Origin of the sequence: Terribacillus sp. JSM ZJ617 (assembly GCF_044383785.1) — a bacterium.
Lineage (GTDB): Bacteria > Bacillota > Bacilli > Bacillales > Amphibacillaceae > Terribacillus.
Genome location: NZ_JBISEQ010000004.1, coordinates 79,179 through 96,306, shown reverse-complemented (window position 1 = coordinate 96,306; position 17,128 = coordinate 79,179). Strand labels below are relative to the sequence as shown.

Sequence of the window (17,128 nt, the reverse complement as noted above, 5' to 3'; positions counted from 1 at the left end):
TATGAACCCTCCTCTAAGAAGTAGACGGATACTTCCTGGAAAAGGGTTCACTTTTTTACATTGTTTGTAACCGAATTGTGCATACTAGTCGCAGTATGTACAAAGGAGGCAATGTAATGGATGCTTTTCAAGCAGGAGAAATCGTCTATGTAATTATCCGCAACCCCCATGCACAGGGAGTAGCCAATATACAAGAGGCTGCGGTCGTCCATAACCCGGAAAAGCCAGGGGAACTGGCTCTGTTTGTGTATGAAACCTATTATCCGCTCAATGATGAGGTGGCGGTTTATCAGGATCTCGGAGAGGCGGAAGAAGCATATGTATCCGCTTTTGGTTTAGCCGATGGAGGCTATTATGGTTAAGCCATTTGTACCGCAGCTTGTGTATATAGAGCCTAGGGCATTAGAGTATCCGCTCGGCGTGAAGCTGCGGAATAAATTCAGGGACATGGGTGTAGAAATACGCGAGACAACTTCCCATAATCAGGTTCGGAACCTGCCTGGTGATAATGATTTCCAGAAGTACCGTACTGCCAAATCAACGCTTGTCGTCGGCGTTCGGAAAACACTGAAATTCGATACATCGAAACCATCAGCAGAATACGCTATCCCATTTGCGACAGGCTGCATGGGGCATTGCCATTATTGTTACCTGCAAACGACGATGGGATCCAAACCTTATATCCGTACGTATGTGAATACGGATGAAATATTTGATGCGGCAGAGCAGTACATGCAGGAAAGAGCCCCGGAAGAAACACGGTTTGAGGCTTCCTGTACGTCAGATATCGTTGGTATCGACCATCTGACGCATACGCTGAAACATGCAATTGAATATTTCGGTCGGTCCAAGCACGGACAACTGCGATTTGTAACGAAATTCGCCCATGTGGATCATTTGCTGGACGCTGACCATCAAGGACGAACACGATTCCGCTTCAGCATCAATGATGATTATGTGATCAAATATTTTGAGCCAGGGACTTCCCGTTTGAAGGATCGAATCGAAGCTGCGGTGAAAGTAGCCGAGGCCGGTTATCCGCTTGGATTCATCGTCGCTCCGATTTATTTGCATGACGGCTGGCAGAAGGGCTATCCGGAAATGCTCGAGCATCTGGAAGCAGCCCTGCCTGAACATGCCAAAAAGAATCTGACATTCGAATTGATCCAGCATCGATTCACGAAGCCGGCAAAGCGCGTTATCGAGAAAAATTATCCGATGTCGAAGCTTGAGCTGGATGAAAGCAAACGGAAATATAAATGGGGGCGCTATGGTATCGGAAAATACGTCTACCAAAATGAGGAGCAAGAAGAAATAAAGGATGTCATAGGAAGCACAATCTATAAAATGTTCCCGCAATCCAGGATTGAATATTTCACTTGATTCATCGGTTGACAATCGCATCTGTGCATGTGATAGTTAAGAGGACAATTGAATTTCGAGGAAGTCCACTAGGGGTGCCATTTGGCTGAGATAAGAGTGATCTTTATCCCTTTGAACCTGATCTGGTTAACACCAGCGTAGGGAAGTGGAGCCGGATTCGTGTATTTTCTGCACACTTGACTATACGAGTCGCTCCATACTTCTGGAGCGGCTTTTTTATATGGCCGGCGCCATTCACCCTTCCGACGGGGCTTTCTCCAATAGGAGGAGAAAAACATGTTTTCTGCACAATTGAGAGAAGAAGCAAACCCGGTATTCGAAGCAATCTATGCACATCCTTTCGTAGAAGGAGTTGCGAATGGATATGTGCCGCGTGAGGCATTGATCCATTATGTGAAAGCTGACTATGAGTATTTGACAGCATTTGCCCGTATTTACGGTTTGGCAGTCAGTAAATGCGAAACCCGAGAAGAGATGGAATTTTATCAGTCCCAAATTCATTTTGTCCTGCACAGCGAGATTCATCCGCATAACGTCTTCTGCAAGGCAGCAGGTGTGCAATACGAGGATCTGCAGCGGATGACACCACCGCCTGCTGCTGACCATTATATTTCACACATGATGAGCAGTGCCGTACAAGGAGATATAGGGGAGCTGATGGCGGCACTGCTTCCTTGCCCATGGACGTATCAAGCGCTGGCGGCACATATTATCGAAACAAAGGCACCTGACGAATCCAATCCATTCCAGGAGTGGATTCAGTTTTATGCCAGCAGGGAAGACGGTATGCCGGATGTGACGTCAGAACTTAGCAAGCGACTGGACAAGTGGGCCGAGACAGCGGGAACGGCTGCAAAGGAACGTGCACGGAAAGCTTTTCTTAAGAGCTGTATGCTGGAGTATAATTTTTGGGAGATGGCAGCCACACAGCAAGACTGGATGATCCCATTGAAAGGGGCGTCCATTCATGCCTGATATAAGGAGCGCTTTGACAATTGCAGGAACAGACCCTTCGGGAGGGGCTGGAATCCAGGCTGACTTGAAAACTTTCCAGGAGCTTGAAGTATACGGAATGAGCGTTGTCACCTCCCTCGTTGCCCAAAATACGACAGGAGTACAGGCAGTGCATCATGTTCCAGTAGAATTTCTTGAACAGCAGCTGGAATCAATCTTCTCTGATATCACCCCATCTGCTGTAAAAACGGGGATGATTGCATCAGAAGAGATGATGCGCTGCGTCGCTGCCGTTTTGATTAAATCAAAGACTGCCTATGTTATGGATCCTGTCATGTATGCTAAAAGCGGACATGCACTCATGGGAGAGGATTCCAGAGATGCATTGAAGAAACATCTTGTTCCACTCGCTGCCCTGATTACACCGAATATACCGGAAGCAGAGGAACTCACGGGTATTCGTATCGAAGATGAAAATAGCATAAAAACCGCAGCGAAAATGATTGTCCAGGAATATGGGGCTAAAGCTGTCCTGATGAAAGGCGGTCATATGGAAGGAGCATCTGCGTCAGACTGGCTCTATGACGGAAATAGCTTCACAGCCTACACAGCAGAACGTATACAGACGAAGCACACGCACGGGACGGGATGCACGTATTCTGCAGCGATAACCGCAGAACTGGCTAAAGGGAAATCTCTGCAAGAAGCAGTTCGGATCGGTAAGGATTTTGTGACAGATGCGATTTCGTATTCGCTTCAGCTTGGAAAAGGGAATGGTCCGACAAATCATTGGGGGTACCGTCTGCAAGGTGTGCCAGTTCAGGAGGAACAGCATAATGAAGTATACTGATGTGATAAAGCAAGTCCGGGAGAGAAACCCATTGATTCACTGCATTACCAATCAGGTTGTCATTAACTTTACGGCGAATGGTTTGATCGCACTCGGAGCTTCTCCTGTGATGGCATCAGCAAAGGAAGAAGCCGCGCAGATGGTCCAGCATGCACAGGCGCTGCTATTGAATATCGGCACACTTGCCGCAGCGGATGTGGAAGCAATGATCCTAGCCGGAAAAGAAGCGAATAGGCTCGGAATACCAGTGATTTTCGATCCCGTCGGAATAGGTGCCACAGCGTACAGAACAGAAACGGCCCGCCGCATATTGGCGGAGGTGGATGTCACTGTTATTCGCGGTAATGCAGGTGAAATATCCGTCCTAGGCGGAACATCTGTCAAAGTGAAAGGTGTAGATGGATCCGATGATGGTATTTCACCAAGAATTGTGCAGCAGCTGGCCAGGGAATTGGATGCTATTGTGATTGCAACCGGTAAAATAGATATCCTTTCAGATGGGAACCATACGTATAGTGTAGCTAATGGGCATGAGATGCTAAGTAAAATAACAGGGTCTGGCTGCTTGCTCGGTGCCGTTATAGCGGCATGTGCAGGAGCAGCTGACAACGTACTGAAAGCTTGCATCGGTGCTCTTGCCTTTTATGGTATTGCAGCAGAGAAAGCGGCTATGACAGTAAACGCTCCAGGCAGCTTTCAGGTTGCTTTTCTTGATCAGCTTTATTTGTTAGGAGATCAGGTGATTGATTCGGAGAAGGTGGAACAATTCGAAGTGAAAACATAAAGGAACAATCAGCAGCGCATGGCTGCTGATTGTTGGATATCACTTTTCTGGATGAGGATGAGGGCCATGCCTGTGCGGTTTCGGAATGAAACCATCCTGCTCTAATTGTTTAAACCTTTGATCCAAATGCTTCTCGATTTGATCTGCTTTCTCTTCTGAGAAAACACCATATTCAACGTACTTCTCAATGATTTGTTTTTCCTGCTCTAATGCCTGTTTTTGCAAAGCTGCTATTTCTTGCTTCTGCTCTTCTGTCAGTACATCAGCGACAGCTTTGTCAGCCGCAAAACCGGCAGCTGGATTGGATATGACCAATCCGAAGCATAGAGCGATTACTACAGCCCCGGCTTTTATCCATTTCAATTTTATCATCTCCTTGTTCAAAGCTTGGGCTTACTTTACGCAGTTTTGGGATTGCTATCCATCTTCCACACTTTTTCCTAATTTAGGAGAAAGGGATTTTTGACCTGAGGAATGGGAACATGTTCAACACATAATGGGGATGTGGAATGTCTTAATTGGAAAAGGAGTAATACACATGAAAGAAGAATTGGAGCTATATTTCATCATGGGCAGTCAAAACTGCCAGGATAAGGACCCGGAGGACATACTGGAACAGGCGCTTGAAGCTGGAATTACCATGTTCCAGTTACGTGAAAAAGGGGAAGGGGCTAGGACTGGACAGGAGAAGAGACAGCTGGCTGAACGACTTCAGGCAAGGTGTCGGGCACATAGCGTTCCTTTCATTGTTAATGACGATGTGGATCTTGCGATTGCGATTGGTGCAGATGGCGTGCATATCGGACAAACGGACGAAGCGATGCAGCAAGTAAAGGAGCGCTGCCCAGAGCATTTCATTATTGGTGTGAGTGCTCAAAATGCCGAGGAAGCTAAAAAAGCAATTGAGGATGGAGCCCACTACATCGGTGTCGGGCCAATTGCCGCTACTCGCACGAAGATTGATGCCAAATTCCCGATTGGACTGACAGGACTGCGTGAGATTCGGAAACAAATTGGTGACTTCCCGATGGTCGCGATCGGGGGGATCAATCAGAAGAACGCCGAGGCTGTACGGCAAGCCGGAGCGGATGGTATCTCTTTCATTTCTGTCCTAACCAAAGCGGCTGATATCCAGCAGGCAGTAAATGAGCTGAAGATGGAAAAGGTGCACAAGTGAGTGCATCTTTTTTATTTTGTGGAATTAAAATGTAAGTATTTGGTCACAATTCGTTCTATACGCTATCTATATTCTCTTATACGATGAAAGAGACATTTGAAAATTGGAGTGGTAAATATGAAGAAGCCAATGTTGGTCTTGCTGGCATTGTTCTTATATATGCTGCCGCAGACTGTGTCCGCTCATGCAGTACTGACGGCTTCGGATCCAGGACAAGGCGATATAGTGACAGAGAGTAAGGATGCCTTCACTCTGACATTCAACTCGGATGTGGAGGATGTAGTAGAGACAATAGTGACAGTCAACGGACAAGCACTAGCCACTGATTCTGCAGCCGTCGATGGGACGACAGTTACCGTCCCATTAGCAGAGGAAATGACTGATGGGGATTATGAGTTCAGTTATAAGGTGATTTCAACTGATGGCCATGAAGTCGGTAACACAGTTTCCTTTACAGCAGAAGGTCTGACCTCCAATGGGGAAAGTGGCGAACAGGAATCGGAAGATCAAAGTCAACAAAATACACAAGTGAACGAACAGGAGCAAACAGCTGCAGAGAAATCGAATGAAGAAGATTCTGATTCAGGTTTTATCATAACGGGATTGGTGATCATCGTCTTACTTTGTGCCGCTGTTTTGTTCTTCACTTATCGTAAAAAGGACTAATCCGCCGTGATTCTCGTTCCATTGTTAGAATTACTGTCGTATATCGCTTTTTCTTTTCTCGCTGGTCATCTTGTTTTCCGGTTTGTACGCAAGGAAGAAGCAGCAATCCGGACACCGCGAAGTGACGTATTAGCCGCTGCTGCTTCTGCTGCGCTAGTCACGAGCGGTCCTGTTATCAATCTCGTTTCTCTGATAGGTGCACAGAATGGATATGGGCATGCATTGAGCCAAGTATTATTCCAATTTACAGCTGGAAGAGTCTGGATCGGTATTTTCGTTCTGGCTATCTTTGTCTGGCTGCTGATTTATTTCAACAAATTTCCGCTTCTCACGCTCATCCTGTTCCTAGGTATGCTTTTTCTTAGTGCCTATGGCAGCCATACAGCAACAGAGGGTGGGTTGATCGGTGCTTTTGCTCATTTCATCCATTTGGGTGCTGCTGTTTTTTGGGTCGGTATACTGATTCATGTATGTTTTTATGCATCAGAACAATTCAGTTGGGAAAGTTTCCTGAAATGGTTTACGCCTTTCGCCATTTTGCTGGTAATGCTGGTAATGGCTAGCGGCATAACCGTCATGCTGTTCGCAATGGATATTCGAAACTACGGAAATGCGTTGATGCTGACGTATGGACAAATGCTGTTCTTGAAACATATCGTATTCATTCCAGTACTTGTATTTGCTGTCATTAATGGCATTCTTGCACGTAAAGCTCACCGTGATCCTGCATTTCGTCCGCTTAATTGGATCCGAGCCGAAGCAATCCTGCTGGCGATTGTATTCATTTGCACAGCGATACTTGGCACTTCTGCTACACCCGCCGATATTCCAGCGACCTTAAGCAATGAGGGTGCTGCTCCGATATTTGGCGGCATTTTTCCTAGTGTGACAGCTGAAAGTGTCGCAACCTGGCATTGGAGTGTATTTGGGATTATTTGCTGCATCGGATTTGGCCTATTTTTGACTAGTATCGTCTATCTTTTCAAAAAAAGAGCTGCAGCAAGCTTCGCATTGGCGGCCGCATTCGCTGCTTCGGCACTTTTGTACACTGCCATAATGACTAGTTTGCAATTTTAATAGATTCATATAACGGCATTATTCCACCTTTGATCACAGAAAGTTTCCGCTAGGCAAACATTCTGCAGCGAAAAGGAAATAGAAATTGGAATAATGTCTTTTTTTGTGCGCTGCTGTCGACTGTTTTCCCAATACATTTCCAAGTTAGCCTATGCTAGATTTACTGTAATAGTTTCTGAGAGTCTAGAAGGACAGAGGATCGGACTCCACTTCAGTGACTATAAAATCTAGCGAGGTGATCGAATGAAAAGAAAACTGGTTAGTGTCGCTGCTGTCGCAATGATAGGGTTATCTGTATTCCAGCCGTTACAAGCATCAGCTGCTCCTGATGAAACGGCAAAGAATGAGGAAGTCCGCGTTCTCGTAAAGCAGAAGGACGGCGTGTTTTCCACCCAGGCTACAGACAAGGTCAAGCAAGAGCATGGCGTTCGCAACAGCTTCGGTAAGGAAGGGTTTACTACTGAGGTATCTGAAAAAGAGCTCAAGGAGCTAAAAGCTGATAAAGCTTTGGAAGTAACCGAAGTAAGTGTATATACGAAGCAGGAAGTGTCCGAGAAACGGGATGTATCAGCACAAGCGGTATCTGATCGTACACCATGGGGAATTCAAGCAATCTATAATAATCCATCGATAACTAGTACAAGCGGCGGAAATAATATCAACATCGCTGTACTTGATACAGGTACTTCTGTCAACCACCCTGACCTTGCTGCCAATGTGGAGCAGTGTGTCGACTTTACCCAAGCATCCAGCGGACAAGTGAATGGTACTTGTGTCGATCGTGATGGACATGGTACCCACGTCTCCGGTTCTGCGCTTGCAAATGGCGGTAATGGTTCAGGTATCTTCGGTGTAGCACCGGAAGCAGATCTATGGGCATATAAAGTACTTGGTGATGATGGTCGCGGTTATTCCGATGACATCGCAAATGGTATCCGGAAAGCTGCCGATGATGGAGCAAACCGTGGTGAGAAAGTAGTTATCAGCATGTCGCTTGGCGGCGGACAAGATTCTCTTATCTCCAGCGCAGTTCGTTATGCAAACAGCAGAGGTGCATTAGTCATTGCAGCAACTGGTAACTCTGGACCATATGAAGGCTCTATCGGCTATCCTGCTGCACTGCCGGAAGCTGTTGCAGTTGCCAACCTGGAGAACCGTCAGCAAAACGGTACATACCGAGTTGCTGATTCTTCTTCCAGAGGCTACAGCCGTACAGATGGTGATTATGTTATCCAGACAGGTGATGTGGAAGTAGCTGCACCGGGATCAGCGATTCTTTCCACTTATCCAGGAAACACGTACGCATCATTGACTGGTACATCCATGGCAACACCGCATATCTCTGGTCTGGCAGCAAAAATCTGGTCCGAGAACACTAGCCTGAGCAGCTCCCAAGTGAGACAGACATTGCAGTCACGTGCGCGTTCCAACGATATCCTTGGCGGCTATGGTGCTGCCAGAGGCGATGATTATGCCTCCGGTTTCGGTTTCCCGCGTGTTCAATAATCTTTAGAAGTGAATGAAGAAGGCTCCTCACGAGGAGCCTTCTTTTTTATAGCTTCTGAGGCAATTGCCATACAAGAAGACCAGAAATGCTAGCGATACATCCGCCAAGTACAATTGTTAGCCCAACGCCGATCCACTCAGATAGGAGACCCGCGCAAACAGAGGCAACAGGAAGTAAGGTAAACGTAATGAAGCGGGATGTGGATTGGACGCGACCTAGTAAATGCCTTGGAGTATATCGCTGCCGAATTGTTTTGATGATCGGGTTAATGGCACCAGCAGCTGCTGTTCCAACCATATTGAAGCAAGCTGTCAGCCAGATAGTTTCTGACAGCCCGACGCAGATGATGGATAAACCGCCAATCACTTTGGCTGCGAATAATAGTTGTTTGTATGTAGAGAACCGATCCGCAAAGAAACCCAGAGATGTACCTAGAATAGCTCCAATTCCGCCAGAAGATAAAACTATGCCAAGCAGCAAAGGGTCGTTTGTGAGTTGATCTACATAGATGACCAGCAAAACAATGAGAAATTGTATGCCGAAGTTGGAAATCAGTAAGATGAGGTTGGTGTACCAAATCTCTTTCTGTTGATAAAGGAAAATGAATCCTTCCTTCAGCTCGTGTATGTAATGGGATATGGAGAATGTCTTAGAGCTGGTCGTTTGCTGTTCGTATGGCAGCAGGAGCACTAACCAAACGGCGAGTAGAGAAAGTCCGCTTACTGCTACTAAGCTGTAATGGATGCCGAAGAATAGAAGCGCGACACCACCAATGCTTGGGCCGAGTACAATGGTAATCTGAAAAAGAGCGCTTTCCAGACTATTGGCATAATGAAGCTGCCGATCGGCAACTAGATGTGGAATGGCAGTAAATTGAGCACCCTGGTAGAATTGACCGGCGAAGCCGATGCATATGGATATGATACAGACAAGCAGGAGACTTATCTGGTTTGTTACAGCGAATACACTCAGTAGCAGAAAACAGAGAAAGCGGGCAAGGTCAGCAATCAGAAGGACATGCTTCCAGTTTGTACGGTCGAGAAAGGGACCGATAAGAGGCTGCAGCAGCATTGTCGCCCGCTCTGCAGCTATTGCAATCGTAACGGCGATAGTGGAAGAGGTAACCTCAAGTACTAGCAGCGGCAGCAGGATGCTGTATACTTGTCCAGCCATAGAAGCCATTGTGGTGCTCATCATCAGGCGTGATAGCGGATGGGTTAGCTTGATTTTCTGTACATTCATGTAATCACTCTTCCAAAAAGGTTCGCAGTTCATGATCCAGGGAAGCAATACTTTCTTTATTTGCGTAATAAGCCTGTTTATCTGACTCGATAAGTCCGGCAGATTTGAGCATCTTCAAGTGATGGTGCAGTGTTGATTTTGCGACGGGAAGCTGCTCTGCTAATTGCTGCAGTGTTTGTTCACCTTCCATCAATCGTTTCAGCAAGTTAAGTCTGGTTGCATCACCTAATGCCTTGTACTTTCTTACAAGCATCGTATCCGGATTATACCTGTTGTCTGGATCGATGCTATTGGCATGGATGGGATAATAGAAAACCTTTGTAGCAGGCAGATCCGCACTGATGGTCCATGGTCTGTAGTGGAAATGGGGAATAAACAGTATTGTATCAATAGCATCATCTGGCTTGTAGCTTGTACTATTTACCACCCAGCGTATAAAGGTCAGTTTATCCATTGCGTGCAGTTTTTGTTCTTTATTTGCGACGTCTCGCTCCAGCATACCCAGTAAAAGCCAATCCTGCGGTTTGATCACCTCTTCGAACCATCTCTTCATAACGGAAATCAAATGTTCTTTCAGGGAAGGGATATCTGCATTGACAATAAAAGCGATATAATTCGGAAAGAAAGGGTTATCTGCAGTAACTTCTCGCAAAGTGGTCAGTGAGCTTTCACTACCTTGAGCAGCCTGCAGTCGATGCTTTTCGAATGCGCTGCCGATATAGGGAAGACTTTGTTCCCGTAATGTCTGGTCAGGCATGTTTGAAACCTCAGCTGTCCATTCCTCCAAGGTTCTGGCGTTTGAGTAGTGCAGCAGCTGAAGAAGCGTCTTCCAGGTGTTGCATTGATGGACTTCGTGCAGTTCGTGCTGTAGCTCATTCGAAAAGCCATTTTCAGAATCATTCCACATCTTTTCCACATGCTCGAGAGTCCCGGCCAAAGAAGCATTCGTGACAGCGGCAATTCCTAAAGCAGCTTCCCATAGTAACGATTTTTCAAAACGAATGGTATAATCATGTTTTGCTTTAAAGCCTGTCTGAATTATCTGCATATCTATCACCTCAAGAGTAATTCTATATTAATAGAATATTATATTCAATAAAATTCGAATAAAGGAGGAAGTAAATGCTAAACTATCATCGTGCATTTGGTGTTTATGCAGTTATATATAAGGAGAGCGATTTGCTTGTTATCCATAAAGGAAGCGGCCCCTATATCAATCGCTACGACTTGCCAGGTGGAAGTCTGGAAAGCGGGGAAGGATTGCTGGAGGCTGTCGTCCGTGAAACCAAGGAAGAAACTGGAATGACTGCAGCAGTGAAAAAGCAGATTCGTGTTATCGATTTCAAGCTTCCGTGGCAGTGGAAGGACTTTACCCATGTACATCATACGGCTGTCTTTTATGCAGCAGAGGCAACTGGCGAATTGCATATACCGGAGCAGTTTACAGGGCAGGATGCGAGAAGGGCAGAATGGGTCTCTATTCATAATTTATCTATTAAGAACAGCTCACCTTTGGTCATGCAGGCGGTCAAATTGCTATTGTCGTCCGAATTACCATTAGAAACAATTGTCTATTCAGAGTGGGAAATCAAAGAGGAGAGTTTTCAGGAAGGAGATCAGGGTATTAGATAAGGAAAAAAGAGGGTGCAGCTTAGGTGAAAAGAATTGGTTTGTATGCATTCAGTTTGTTGTTTATTGCGGCTGGTATCTCACATTTTGTATTGGATGATGGTTTCGTTGCCATGCTGCCAGCGTATGTACCGCTGCGCTATACATTGATTTATCTGACTGGCATAGCAGAGATTCTCCTGGCTATTGGATTACTTGCACCCGCTACCAGGAAGTTAACTGCTATCGTCGCTGTTATTTACTTGATTGCAATCTTCCCGGCAAACATATACAGCGCCGTGTATGATATACCGATGCCAGGCTTTGAGGAGACAAATCAAGCAATCCTCTATGCTCGTCTTCTTGTACAGCCGGTACTTATCTGGTGGGTTTGGAAGGTTACGAGATAAAATGGATCTGCAATTCCTCAAGAGCTTCGCATATATTGGGAATATCATGTATGCCGAGGTGACCTATGCGTTCCATCAGTTTGTGTATGATTGTAAAAAATGAAGAAGAAGTACTGGCTGGTTGTTTGGAGAGTGTCCAGGAATTAGTGAATGAAATAATAATTGTAGATACAGGATCTACTGATCGGACAAAGGAAATTGCGGCGGAGTACACGTCACAAATCTTTGATTTCGAGTGGATTGACGATTTCTCCGCTGCTAGGAATTACAGCTTCAGTAAGGCAACGGGAGAATATATCATGTGGCTCGATGCGGATGATATTCTTTTGCCGAAAGACCAGGAGGCTTTCCGTACTTTGTGGAGCGATCTAACCGATGAAGTGGATGTTGTATCAATGTATTATCATACATCACTTGATAGTGCGGGCCGGCCGCTATACTTGTATAGAAGAAATCGAGTCGTGAAACGGAGCAAGAACTTCCGCTGGCAGGGTGCTGTGCATGAATACCTGGAATTCGGCGGAAATATCGTTGATTCGGACATAGCCGTCACGCATCGGAAGGGCGATAAGACCGTTACGATTTCAGACCGCAATTTAAGGATCTATGAGTCCTACGTCGCTTCCGGCAGGGAACTCACACCACGTGATATGTTTTATTATGCAAATGAACTGAAGGATCATGGAAAGTTCGAGCGTGCCAAATCTTATTATATGGAGTTTCTTCAATCAGAGAAGGGCTGGGTGGAGGACAATATCCGAGCGTGCCAATATTTGGCGGATTGCTGCAAGGCCGAAGGAGATATGGAGGCATATCGTGCGCATTTGTTCCGTTCCTTTCAGTATGATCGGCCGCGACCTGAATTCTGCTGTCTAATCGGTGATTTGCTGACCGAAGATCGTAACTATCATGCAGCTGCGTATTGGTATGAGCAGGCTTTGGACTATGAAGGAAAGGAGCTGCCAGGCTTCAGTGTACCAGCGTATACGACTTGGTATCCGTATTTGCAGCTCACGCTTTGTTACTCCCGTATCGGTTCGCTCGATCAGGCAAAATCAGCCCATGAAAAAGCCGTGTCCTATAACCCGGATCACCCGAGTGTCCGTTATAACACTGCATTCTTTGAGAAGCTCAGTCTTTGATTTCCTTTTGATACTTCCTATGTCATAATACGTACTATCAAGGAAAGATATGGAGGATTGGTTGTGGCATTAGATATTATTGCTTGGATTATCATTGCGGTGGCATTCATCGCAAGCTTTGCGGGAATTGTCTATCCTGTCATCCCATCTCCGTTAATGTTATGGATTGGATTCTTAGTTTTCCAATTTATGCTCAGTGATGGGGATTTATCTGTAATCTTCTGGATAGCGATGGTTATCCTGACGGTTATTTTAATCATCTCGGATATTATTGCTAACAGTTATTTTGTTAAAAAATTCGGCGGCAGTAAGTGGGGCGAGCGAATCGCAGCAATTGGTGTAATTGTTGGTTCCTTTATTATCCCGCCTTTTGGCATCATTGTCGTGCCGTTTGTAGCAGTGCTTGTGACAGAGCTGGTTCAAAAAAGAACACCGAAGGAAGCTATCTACTCTTCTATCGGTTCATTGCTGGGCTTCCTTGGCGGCTCGATTGCTAAGATTATCATTCAATTGATCATGATTGTGTGGTTCTTTATAGCAGCCTTTGTATAAGAAAAAGCGAGCATTCTGCTCGCTTTTTCTTATGCGTATTCTGTTTTTTGCAGTCTCATATCGAAGATGTAATATCCGAATGGAATGACAGATGCTAGCAAGGCTAAAATTGCCCATTTCAAGCCCCAGCGGACTTTCAGGGTAGTGTATCCGGTCCATACGACATACAGAACGAACAAACCGCCGTGGATGGCACCTATGTAGGTGACGAAGATCGGTATATCCATCATGTATTTTAAAGGCATTGCCATGAACAATAACAAAAGCAAGGAAGTCCCTTCGAGAAATCCGATGATACGGAACCATTTCAATGTCGCTTGCATGAAAGCCCTCCCAAAAACTATTTATAAATAGTATAAGCAAGCTTGCCCCTATTTACCACTCCTCGGGAGAACTTGTCATAACATTGTCAAAATATCATTTCACATCATAGATGGAAGGACGTCTGTCCTGAAACACAGGGATGCGGCTGCGCACGTCATCCACTTGATCAAGATCTGCTTCACCATAAAGAATGGTTGCTTCCTCTCCAGCTTCAGCAATGATTTCGCCCCATGGCCCGATGATCAAGCTGTGTCCTGCAAATTCATTAGCTGGATCACTTCCTGCACGATTGCAAGCAACGACGTAGCATTGGTTCTCGATTGCTCTGCTGAGCAGAAGCGCCCGCCAGTGATCGAGTCGCGGCTTCGGCCACTCCGCAACGACGAATAGCACTTGCTGATCGTGAATCATATGCGTACGGATGAATTCAGGAAAACGGATGTCATAGCAGATGACACCAGCTGCTCGCTTATTTCCTATGGAAAAGGAGGCGGATTTGTCGCCTTGGGTCAGAAACTTCTCTTCATCCATCAACCGGAATAAGTGCGCTTTATCATATTCATGTAGCAGCTCACCAGCTGGTCCGAAGACAAGCATCGTATTAAAGACACCTGCTTCGGTCTGCTTGGCGATGGAACCAGCGACGATGTATTTTTGATGTGTCTTAGCTAGTCTGCTGATGAAGCGTTTCGTCGTTTCTCCCTCTGCATCACTAATGTTATCAAGCCTTGTCAGGTCATAGCCAGTTGTCCAAAGCTCAGGCAGCACGAGAACATCCGCATTTTCCTGTGCTTCTGTTATTAATGCTTCCACTTTGCTGTAGTTGGCTTCCGGGTCACCAAAAACGATATCATGCTGAATTAAAGCAAGTTTCATTGTGTCACTCCCTTATTTGCCGCAACGAATCTCTCGACACTTCGCATGGCGTCCACCACCTGATCTGAATCGGAAACATGCATGAAATGAATGGATTCCCCTGGAACGACAGCGCCGTCTGCTGCAATTTTCATCGCTTTGTCCACCTCTTCTTTTACGCCAAGCTCTTTAAGTACAGTTGGTAATCCGAGCTTTTGATAGATAGGGAGCAATGTGAGGATTTCTTCGAATTTTTCTTCCAGTGCAAGCTGAACAAGAATACCATAAGCGACTTTATTGCCGTGCAGCTGCTCGTGCGTTTCTGGAAGTCTTGTCAATCCGTTGTGAATGGAATGAGCACCAGCAATACGGCCATATTCATCACCGAAACCGCCAACCATTCCGCCAGCCATGATGATCGTTTCTGCAACGCGGAGAAATGCACTGTCAGCATGCTTGTTTTGCAAAGAACAAATAGCAGCATCTCCCTCCGCTATAAGGATATCCCGGCACAACCTAGCTGCGTTGCGGGATATTTGGACTGCAAGCGGCTGATCCGACATGTGTTCGGTAAGTGCATCCGCTTCGTACCATTTAGCCAATGTATCGCCAATGCCGGCAATCAGATAGGGTACAGGTGTCGTTAGTAGCAGCTTCGGCTCGACTAGCAGCATAAATGCACTGCGCGGAAACACTGTATATTCGACGAAATTACCTGCTTCATCATAGAAAACGCTAAGTGAAGCCCAGGGGGAGCAGTTTGAGACAATCGTTGGAATCAGGATGACCGGCAATCCTGCATCATTGGCAGCAGCTTTGGCAGTATCCAACACTTTTCCGCCTCCGACACCGATTATGAATTGAGCAGCTTCGTCCTTTGCGATATCTGCTAATCTGGCTGCTTCCGCATGTGTGCACTGGCCGTTATAGCCTACTCGTTTCACTGGCAAATCGATTGGATCCAGAAATGGGGAAGCCGCTTTCCAGGAAGCATCTCCGTGGATAAGCAATCCATTGGTCCAGTTCAATTCTTTAAGTCTTGCCGGAAGGCTTTGTAGTATATTATCCTCGCAGGCGTAATAATTCGGAGCGCCTTTTATGTTGATGGTCATGTTGTCACCTCATTGATTTTACATAAAAAAACTCTTCCAGACGAATATGGAAGAGGAATGGCGTGTGTCTCGTCCCCTTATCCCTCAGCGTCTAGCTGTTGGATTAGCACCGTGTGCAAATAGCACCGGTTGCCGGGCTTCATAGGGCCAATTCCCTCCGCCTTCTCTTGATAAGAGTGTGTGATTCATGTATGATTTGTTCATTATCGCATTCTATTTCCAAGACTGTCAAGATTGGTAATAGTCAGAATAGAATGTGGGAGACAACAGGAGAGTGAGTAAGATGGATTTTCCGTTTTCGGATGCATTGAAACGTTTGCCGGAACAGTTTTTTGCCGGCTTAGTACATAAAGTAGGGTTGCTGGAGCAGGAGGGGCACGATATCATCAAGCTCGGACAGGGAAACCCTGATCTGCCGACGCCGCAGCATATCGTAGAGAAATTGAAGGAAGCCTCCGATAATCCGGCTTATCATAAATATTCACCTTTCAGAGGCTTTGATTTTCTAAAACAGGCAGTCTGTGACTTTTATGATCGGGAATACGGTGTGAAACTAGATCCCGCAACAGAAGTGGCCATCATGTTCGGCTCTAAGACAGGTTTGGTGGAAATCAGCCAATGTCTATTGAATCCAGGTGATTTGGCACTGCTTCCAGATCCGGGATATCCGGATTATTTGTCCGGTATCGAACTTGCCCAAGCGCGGACATCACTCATGCCATTAACCGCAGAAAATGAATTTTTGCCTGATTATACTGCTATTCCTGCAGGTGATTTGGAAGAAGCAAAGCTGATGTTCCTGAACTATCCGAACAATCCGACTGCTGCTGCTGCGGATCAGAAGTTCTTCGATAAAACAGTGGAACTGGCGAAGGAACATAAGATTTGTGTATTGCATGATTTCGCTTATGGTGCACTTGGGTTTGATGGGAAAAAACCGCAGAGCTTCTTGCAGTCCGAAGGCAGCAAGGAAGTTGGCATTGAGATGTACACTCTATCCAAAACGTATAATATGGCAGGCTGGCGCATCGCCTTTGCAGTTGGTAATGCATCTGTTATTGAAAGTATCAATTTAATCCAGGACCATGTTTACGTGAGTCTGTTCGGCGGCATGCAAGAGGCGGCAGCTTATGCACTGACAGCGGATCAGACATGCGTGGAGGAGCTTGTCCACACGTATGAGAGCAGAAGAGATGCTTTCATTGGCCATTTACGTGCTATTGGCTGGGACGTTCCGGAGCCCAAAGGAACCTTCTTCGTTTGGCTGCCAGTTCCGCATGGTTACACGTCTGAGGAATTCGCTGATCTGTTGCTGGAAAAGGCGCATGTGGCGGTCGCTCCGGGCAATGGTTTTGGGGAATATGGAGAAGGGTACGTTCGCGCTGGTTTATTGGATACAGAAGAAAGATTACTGGAAGCAGCGATGCGGATCGAAAAGCTCGGTATCTTTTCTAAAGCATAAGAAAGAGCCAGTCCCGGTGGGAG

20 protein-coding genes and 2 riboswitches are annotated in these 17,128 nt (G+C 46.0%); of the genes, 14 read left to right on the top strand and 6 right to left on the bottom strand.

The features are described from left to right. Positions 1-116 precede the first annotated feature (116 nt). From ACH6C1_RS13985 to thiM, 5 genes are all read left to right on the top strand, one after another. A complete protein-coding gene (locus ACH6C1_RS13985; protein WP_038557971.1) occupies positions 117-362 on the top strand; it encodes a transcriptional regulator SplA domain-containing protein in 246 nt (81 codons plus the stop codon). Further along, positions 355-1,383: a spore photoproduct lyase gene (gene splB, locus ACH6C1_RS13980; protein WP_095223987.1), complete on the top strand. Its 1,029-nt coding sequence runs from the start codon at positions 355-357 to the stop codon at positions 1,381-1,383. Before ACH6C1_RS13985 ends, splB begins: the two co-directional genes overlap by 8 nt. Positions 1,384-1,443: 60 nt before the next feature. Next, positions 1,444-1,544: riboswitch (TPP riboswitch) on the top strand. A 115-nt stretch (positions 1,545-1,659) separates the two neighbouring features. Further along, positions 1,660-2,358 carry a thiaminase II gene (gene tenA / locus ACH6C1_RS13975; protein ID WP_374078010.1) on the top strand — a complete coding sequence of 233 codons (699 nt, stop codon included), beginning with the start codon at positions 1,660-1,662 and terminating at the stop codon, positions 2,356-2,358. After that, positions 2,351-3,187, top strand: a complete 837-nt coding sequence (gene thiD / locus ACH6C1_RS13970; protein WP_374078007.1) for a bifunctional hydroxymethylpyrimidine kinase/phosphomethylpyrimidine kinase — start codon at positions 2,351-2,353, stop codon at positions 3,185-3,187. Before tenA ends, thiD begins: the two co-directional genes overlap by 8 nt. Continuing rightward, positions 3,174-3,971 carry a hydroxyethylthiazole kinase gene (gene thiM / locus ACH6C1_RS13965; RefSeq protein ID WP_374078004.1) on the top strand — a complete coding sequence of 266 codons (798 nt, stop codon included), beginning with the start codon at positions 3,174-3,176 and terminating at the stop codon, positions 3,969-3,971. Before thiD ends, thiM begins: the two co-directional genes overlap by 14 nt. 39 nt (positions 3,972-4,010) lie before the next feature. Here thiM and ACH6C1_RS13960 read toward each other — a convergent pair whose 3' ends face one another. Further along, positions 4,011-4,334 (bottom strand): YckD family protein, encoded by a 324-nt coding sequence (locus ACH6C1_RS13960; protein ID WP_374078001.1) that lies wholly within the window; start codon positions 4,332-4,334, stop codon positions 4,011-4,013. Between the two features lie 175 nt (positions 4,335-4,509). Between ACH6C1_RS13960 and thiE the strand changes: the two genes are divergently transcribed. From thiE to ACH6C1_RS13940, 4 genes are all read left to right on the top strand, one after another. After that, a complete protein-coding gene (gene thiE / locus ACH6C1_RS13955) occupies positions 4,510-5,148 on the top strand; it encodes a thiamine phosphate synthase (RefSeq protein WP_374077998.1) in 639 nt (212 codons plus the stop codon). 117 nt (positions 5,149-5,265) lie between these two features. Next, positions 5,266-5,814: a copper resistance CopC family protein gene (locus ACH6C1_RS13950; protein ID WP_374077996.1), complete on the top strand. Its 549-nt coding sequence runs from the start codon at positions 5,266-5,268 to the stop codon at positions 5,812-5,814. Positions 5,815-5,820: 6 nt separating this feature from the next. Next, a complete protein-coding gene (locus ACH6C1_RS13945) occupies positions 5,821-6,891 on the top strand; it encodes a copper resistance D family protein (protein ID WP_374077993.1) in 1,071 nt (356 codons plus the stop codon). Positions 6,892-7,134: 243 nt separating this feature from the next. Next, on the top strand, positions 7,135-8,397 hold the full coding sequence (locus ACH6C1_RS13940) for a S8 family peptidase (RefSeq protein WP_374077990.1): 1,263 nt from the start codon (positions 7,135-7,137) through the stop codon (positions 8,395-8,397). Between the two features lie 46 nt (positions 8,398-8,443). Here the strand turns inward: ACH6C1_RS13940 and ACH6C1_RS13935 are convergent, their stop codons facing one another. Further along, positions 8,444-9,640, bottom strand: coding sequence for an MFS transporter (locus ACH6C1_RS13935; protein WP_374077988.1), 1,197 nt, complete (start codon positions 9,638-9,640; stop codon positions 8,444-8,446). Between the two features lie 4 nt (positions 9,641-9,644). After that, positions 9,645-10,688, bottom strand: coding sequence for an ArsR/SmtB family transcription factor (locus ACH6C1_RS13930; RefSeq protein WP_374077985.1), 1,044 nt, complete (start codon positions 10,686-10,688; stop codon positions 9,645-9,647). 74 nt (positions 10,689-10,762) lie between these two features. Between ACH6C1_RS13930 and ACH6C1_RS13925 the strand changes: the two genes are divergently transcribed. From ACH6C1_RS13925 to ACH6C1_RS13910, 4 genes are all read left to right on the top strand, one after another. Continuing rightward, positions 10,763-11,272: an NUDIX hydrolase gene (locus ACH6C1_RS13925; protein WP_374077983.1), complete on the top strand. Its 510-nt coding sequence runs from the start codon at positions 10,763-10,765 to the stop codon at positions 11,270-11,272. Between the two features lie 23 nt (positions 11,273-11,295). Further along, positions 11,296-11,658 carry a DoxX family protein gene (locus ACH6C1_RS13920; RefSeq protein WP_374077980.1) on the top strand — a complete coding sequence of 121 codons (363 nt, stop codon included), beginning with the start codon at positions 11,296-11,298 and terminating at the stop codon, positions 11,656-11,658. 65 nt (positions 11,659-11,723) lie between these two features. Then, positions 11,724-12,800 carry a tetratricopeptide repeat-containing glycosyltransferase family 2 protein gene (locus tag ACH6C1_RS13915; RefSeq protein ID WP_374077978.1) on the top strand — a complete coding sequence of 359 codons (1,077 nt, stop codon included), beginning with the start codon at positions 11,724-11,726 and terminating at the stop codon, positions 12,798-12,800. Between the two features lie 63 nt (positions 12,801-12,863). Continuing rightward, the gene (locus ACH6C1_RS13910) at positions 12,864-13,352 is read left to right on the top strand and encodes a DUF456 domain-containing protein (protein WP_366248706.1); all 489 of its coding nucleotides are present in this window, start codon (positions 12,864-12,866) and stop codon (positions 13,350-13,352) included. A gap of 29 nt (positions 13,353-13,381) precedes the next feature. On the opposite strand, the gene ACH6C1_RS13905 is transcribed toward ACH6C1_RS13910, so the two are convergent. From ACH6C1_RS13905 to ACH6C1_RS13895, 3 genes are all read right to left on the bottom strand, one after another. Then, positions 13,382-13,675, bottom strand: coding sequence for a DUF3817 domain-containing protein (locus ACH6C1_RS13905; protein WP_095224001.1), 294 nt, complete (start codon positions 13,673-13,675; stop codon positions 13,382-13,384). Between the two features lie 94 nt (positions 13,676-13,769). Then, positions 13,770-14,552: a carbon-nitrogen family hydrolase gene (locus ACH6C1_RS13900; protein WP_095224002.1), complete on the bottom strand. Its 783-nt coding sequence runs from the start codon at positions 14,550-14,552 to the stop codon at positions 13,770-13,772. After that, positions 14,549-15,643 (bottom strand): iron-containing alcohol dehydrogenase family protein, encoded by a 1,095-nt coding sequence (locus ACH6C1_RS13895; protein ID WP_374077974.1) that lies wholly within the window; start codon positions 15,641-15,643, stop codon positions 14,549-14,551. Before ACH6C1_RS13895 ends, ACH6C1_RS13900 begins: the two co-directional genes overlap by 4 nt. Positions 15,644-15,717: 74 nt before the next feature. Next, positions 15,718-15,820: riboswitch (SAM riboswitch) on the bottom strand. Between the two features lie 106 nt (positions 15,821-15,926). Here ACH6C1_RS13895 and ACH6C1_RS13890 point away from each other — a divergent pair. After that, on the top strand, positions 15,927-17,105 hold the full coding sequence (locus ACH6C1_RS13890) for a pyridoxal phosphate-dependent aminotransferase (RefSeq protein WP_374077972.1): 1,179 nt from the start codon (positions 15,927-15,929) through the stop codon (positions 17,103-17,105). Positions 17,106-17,128 lie beyond the last annotated feature (23 nt).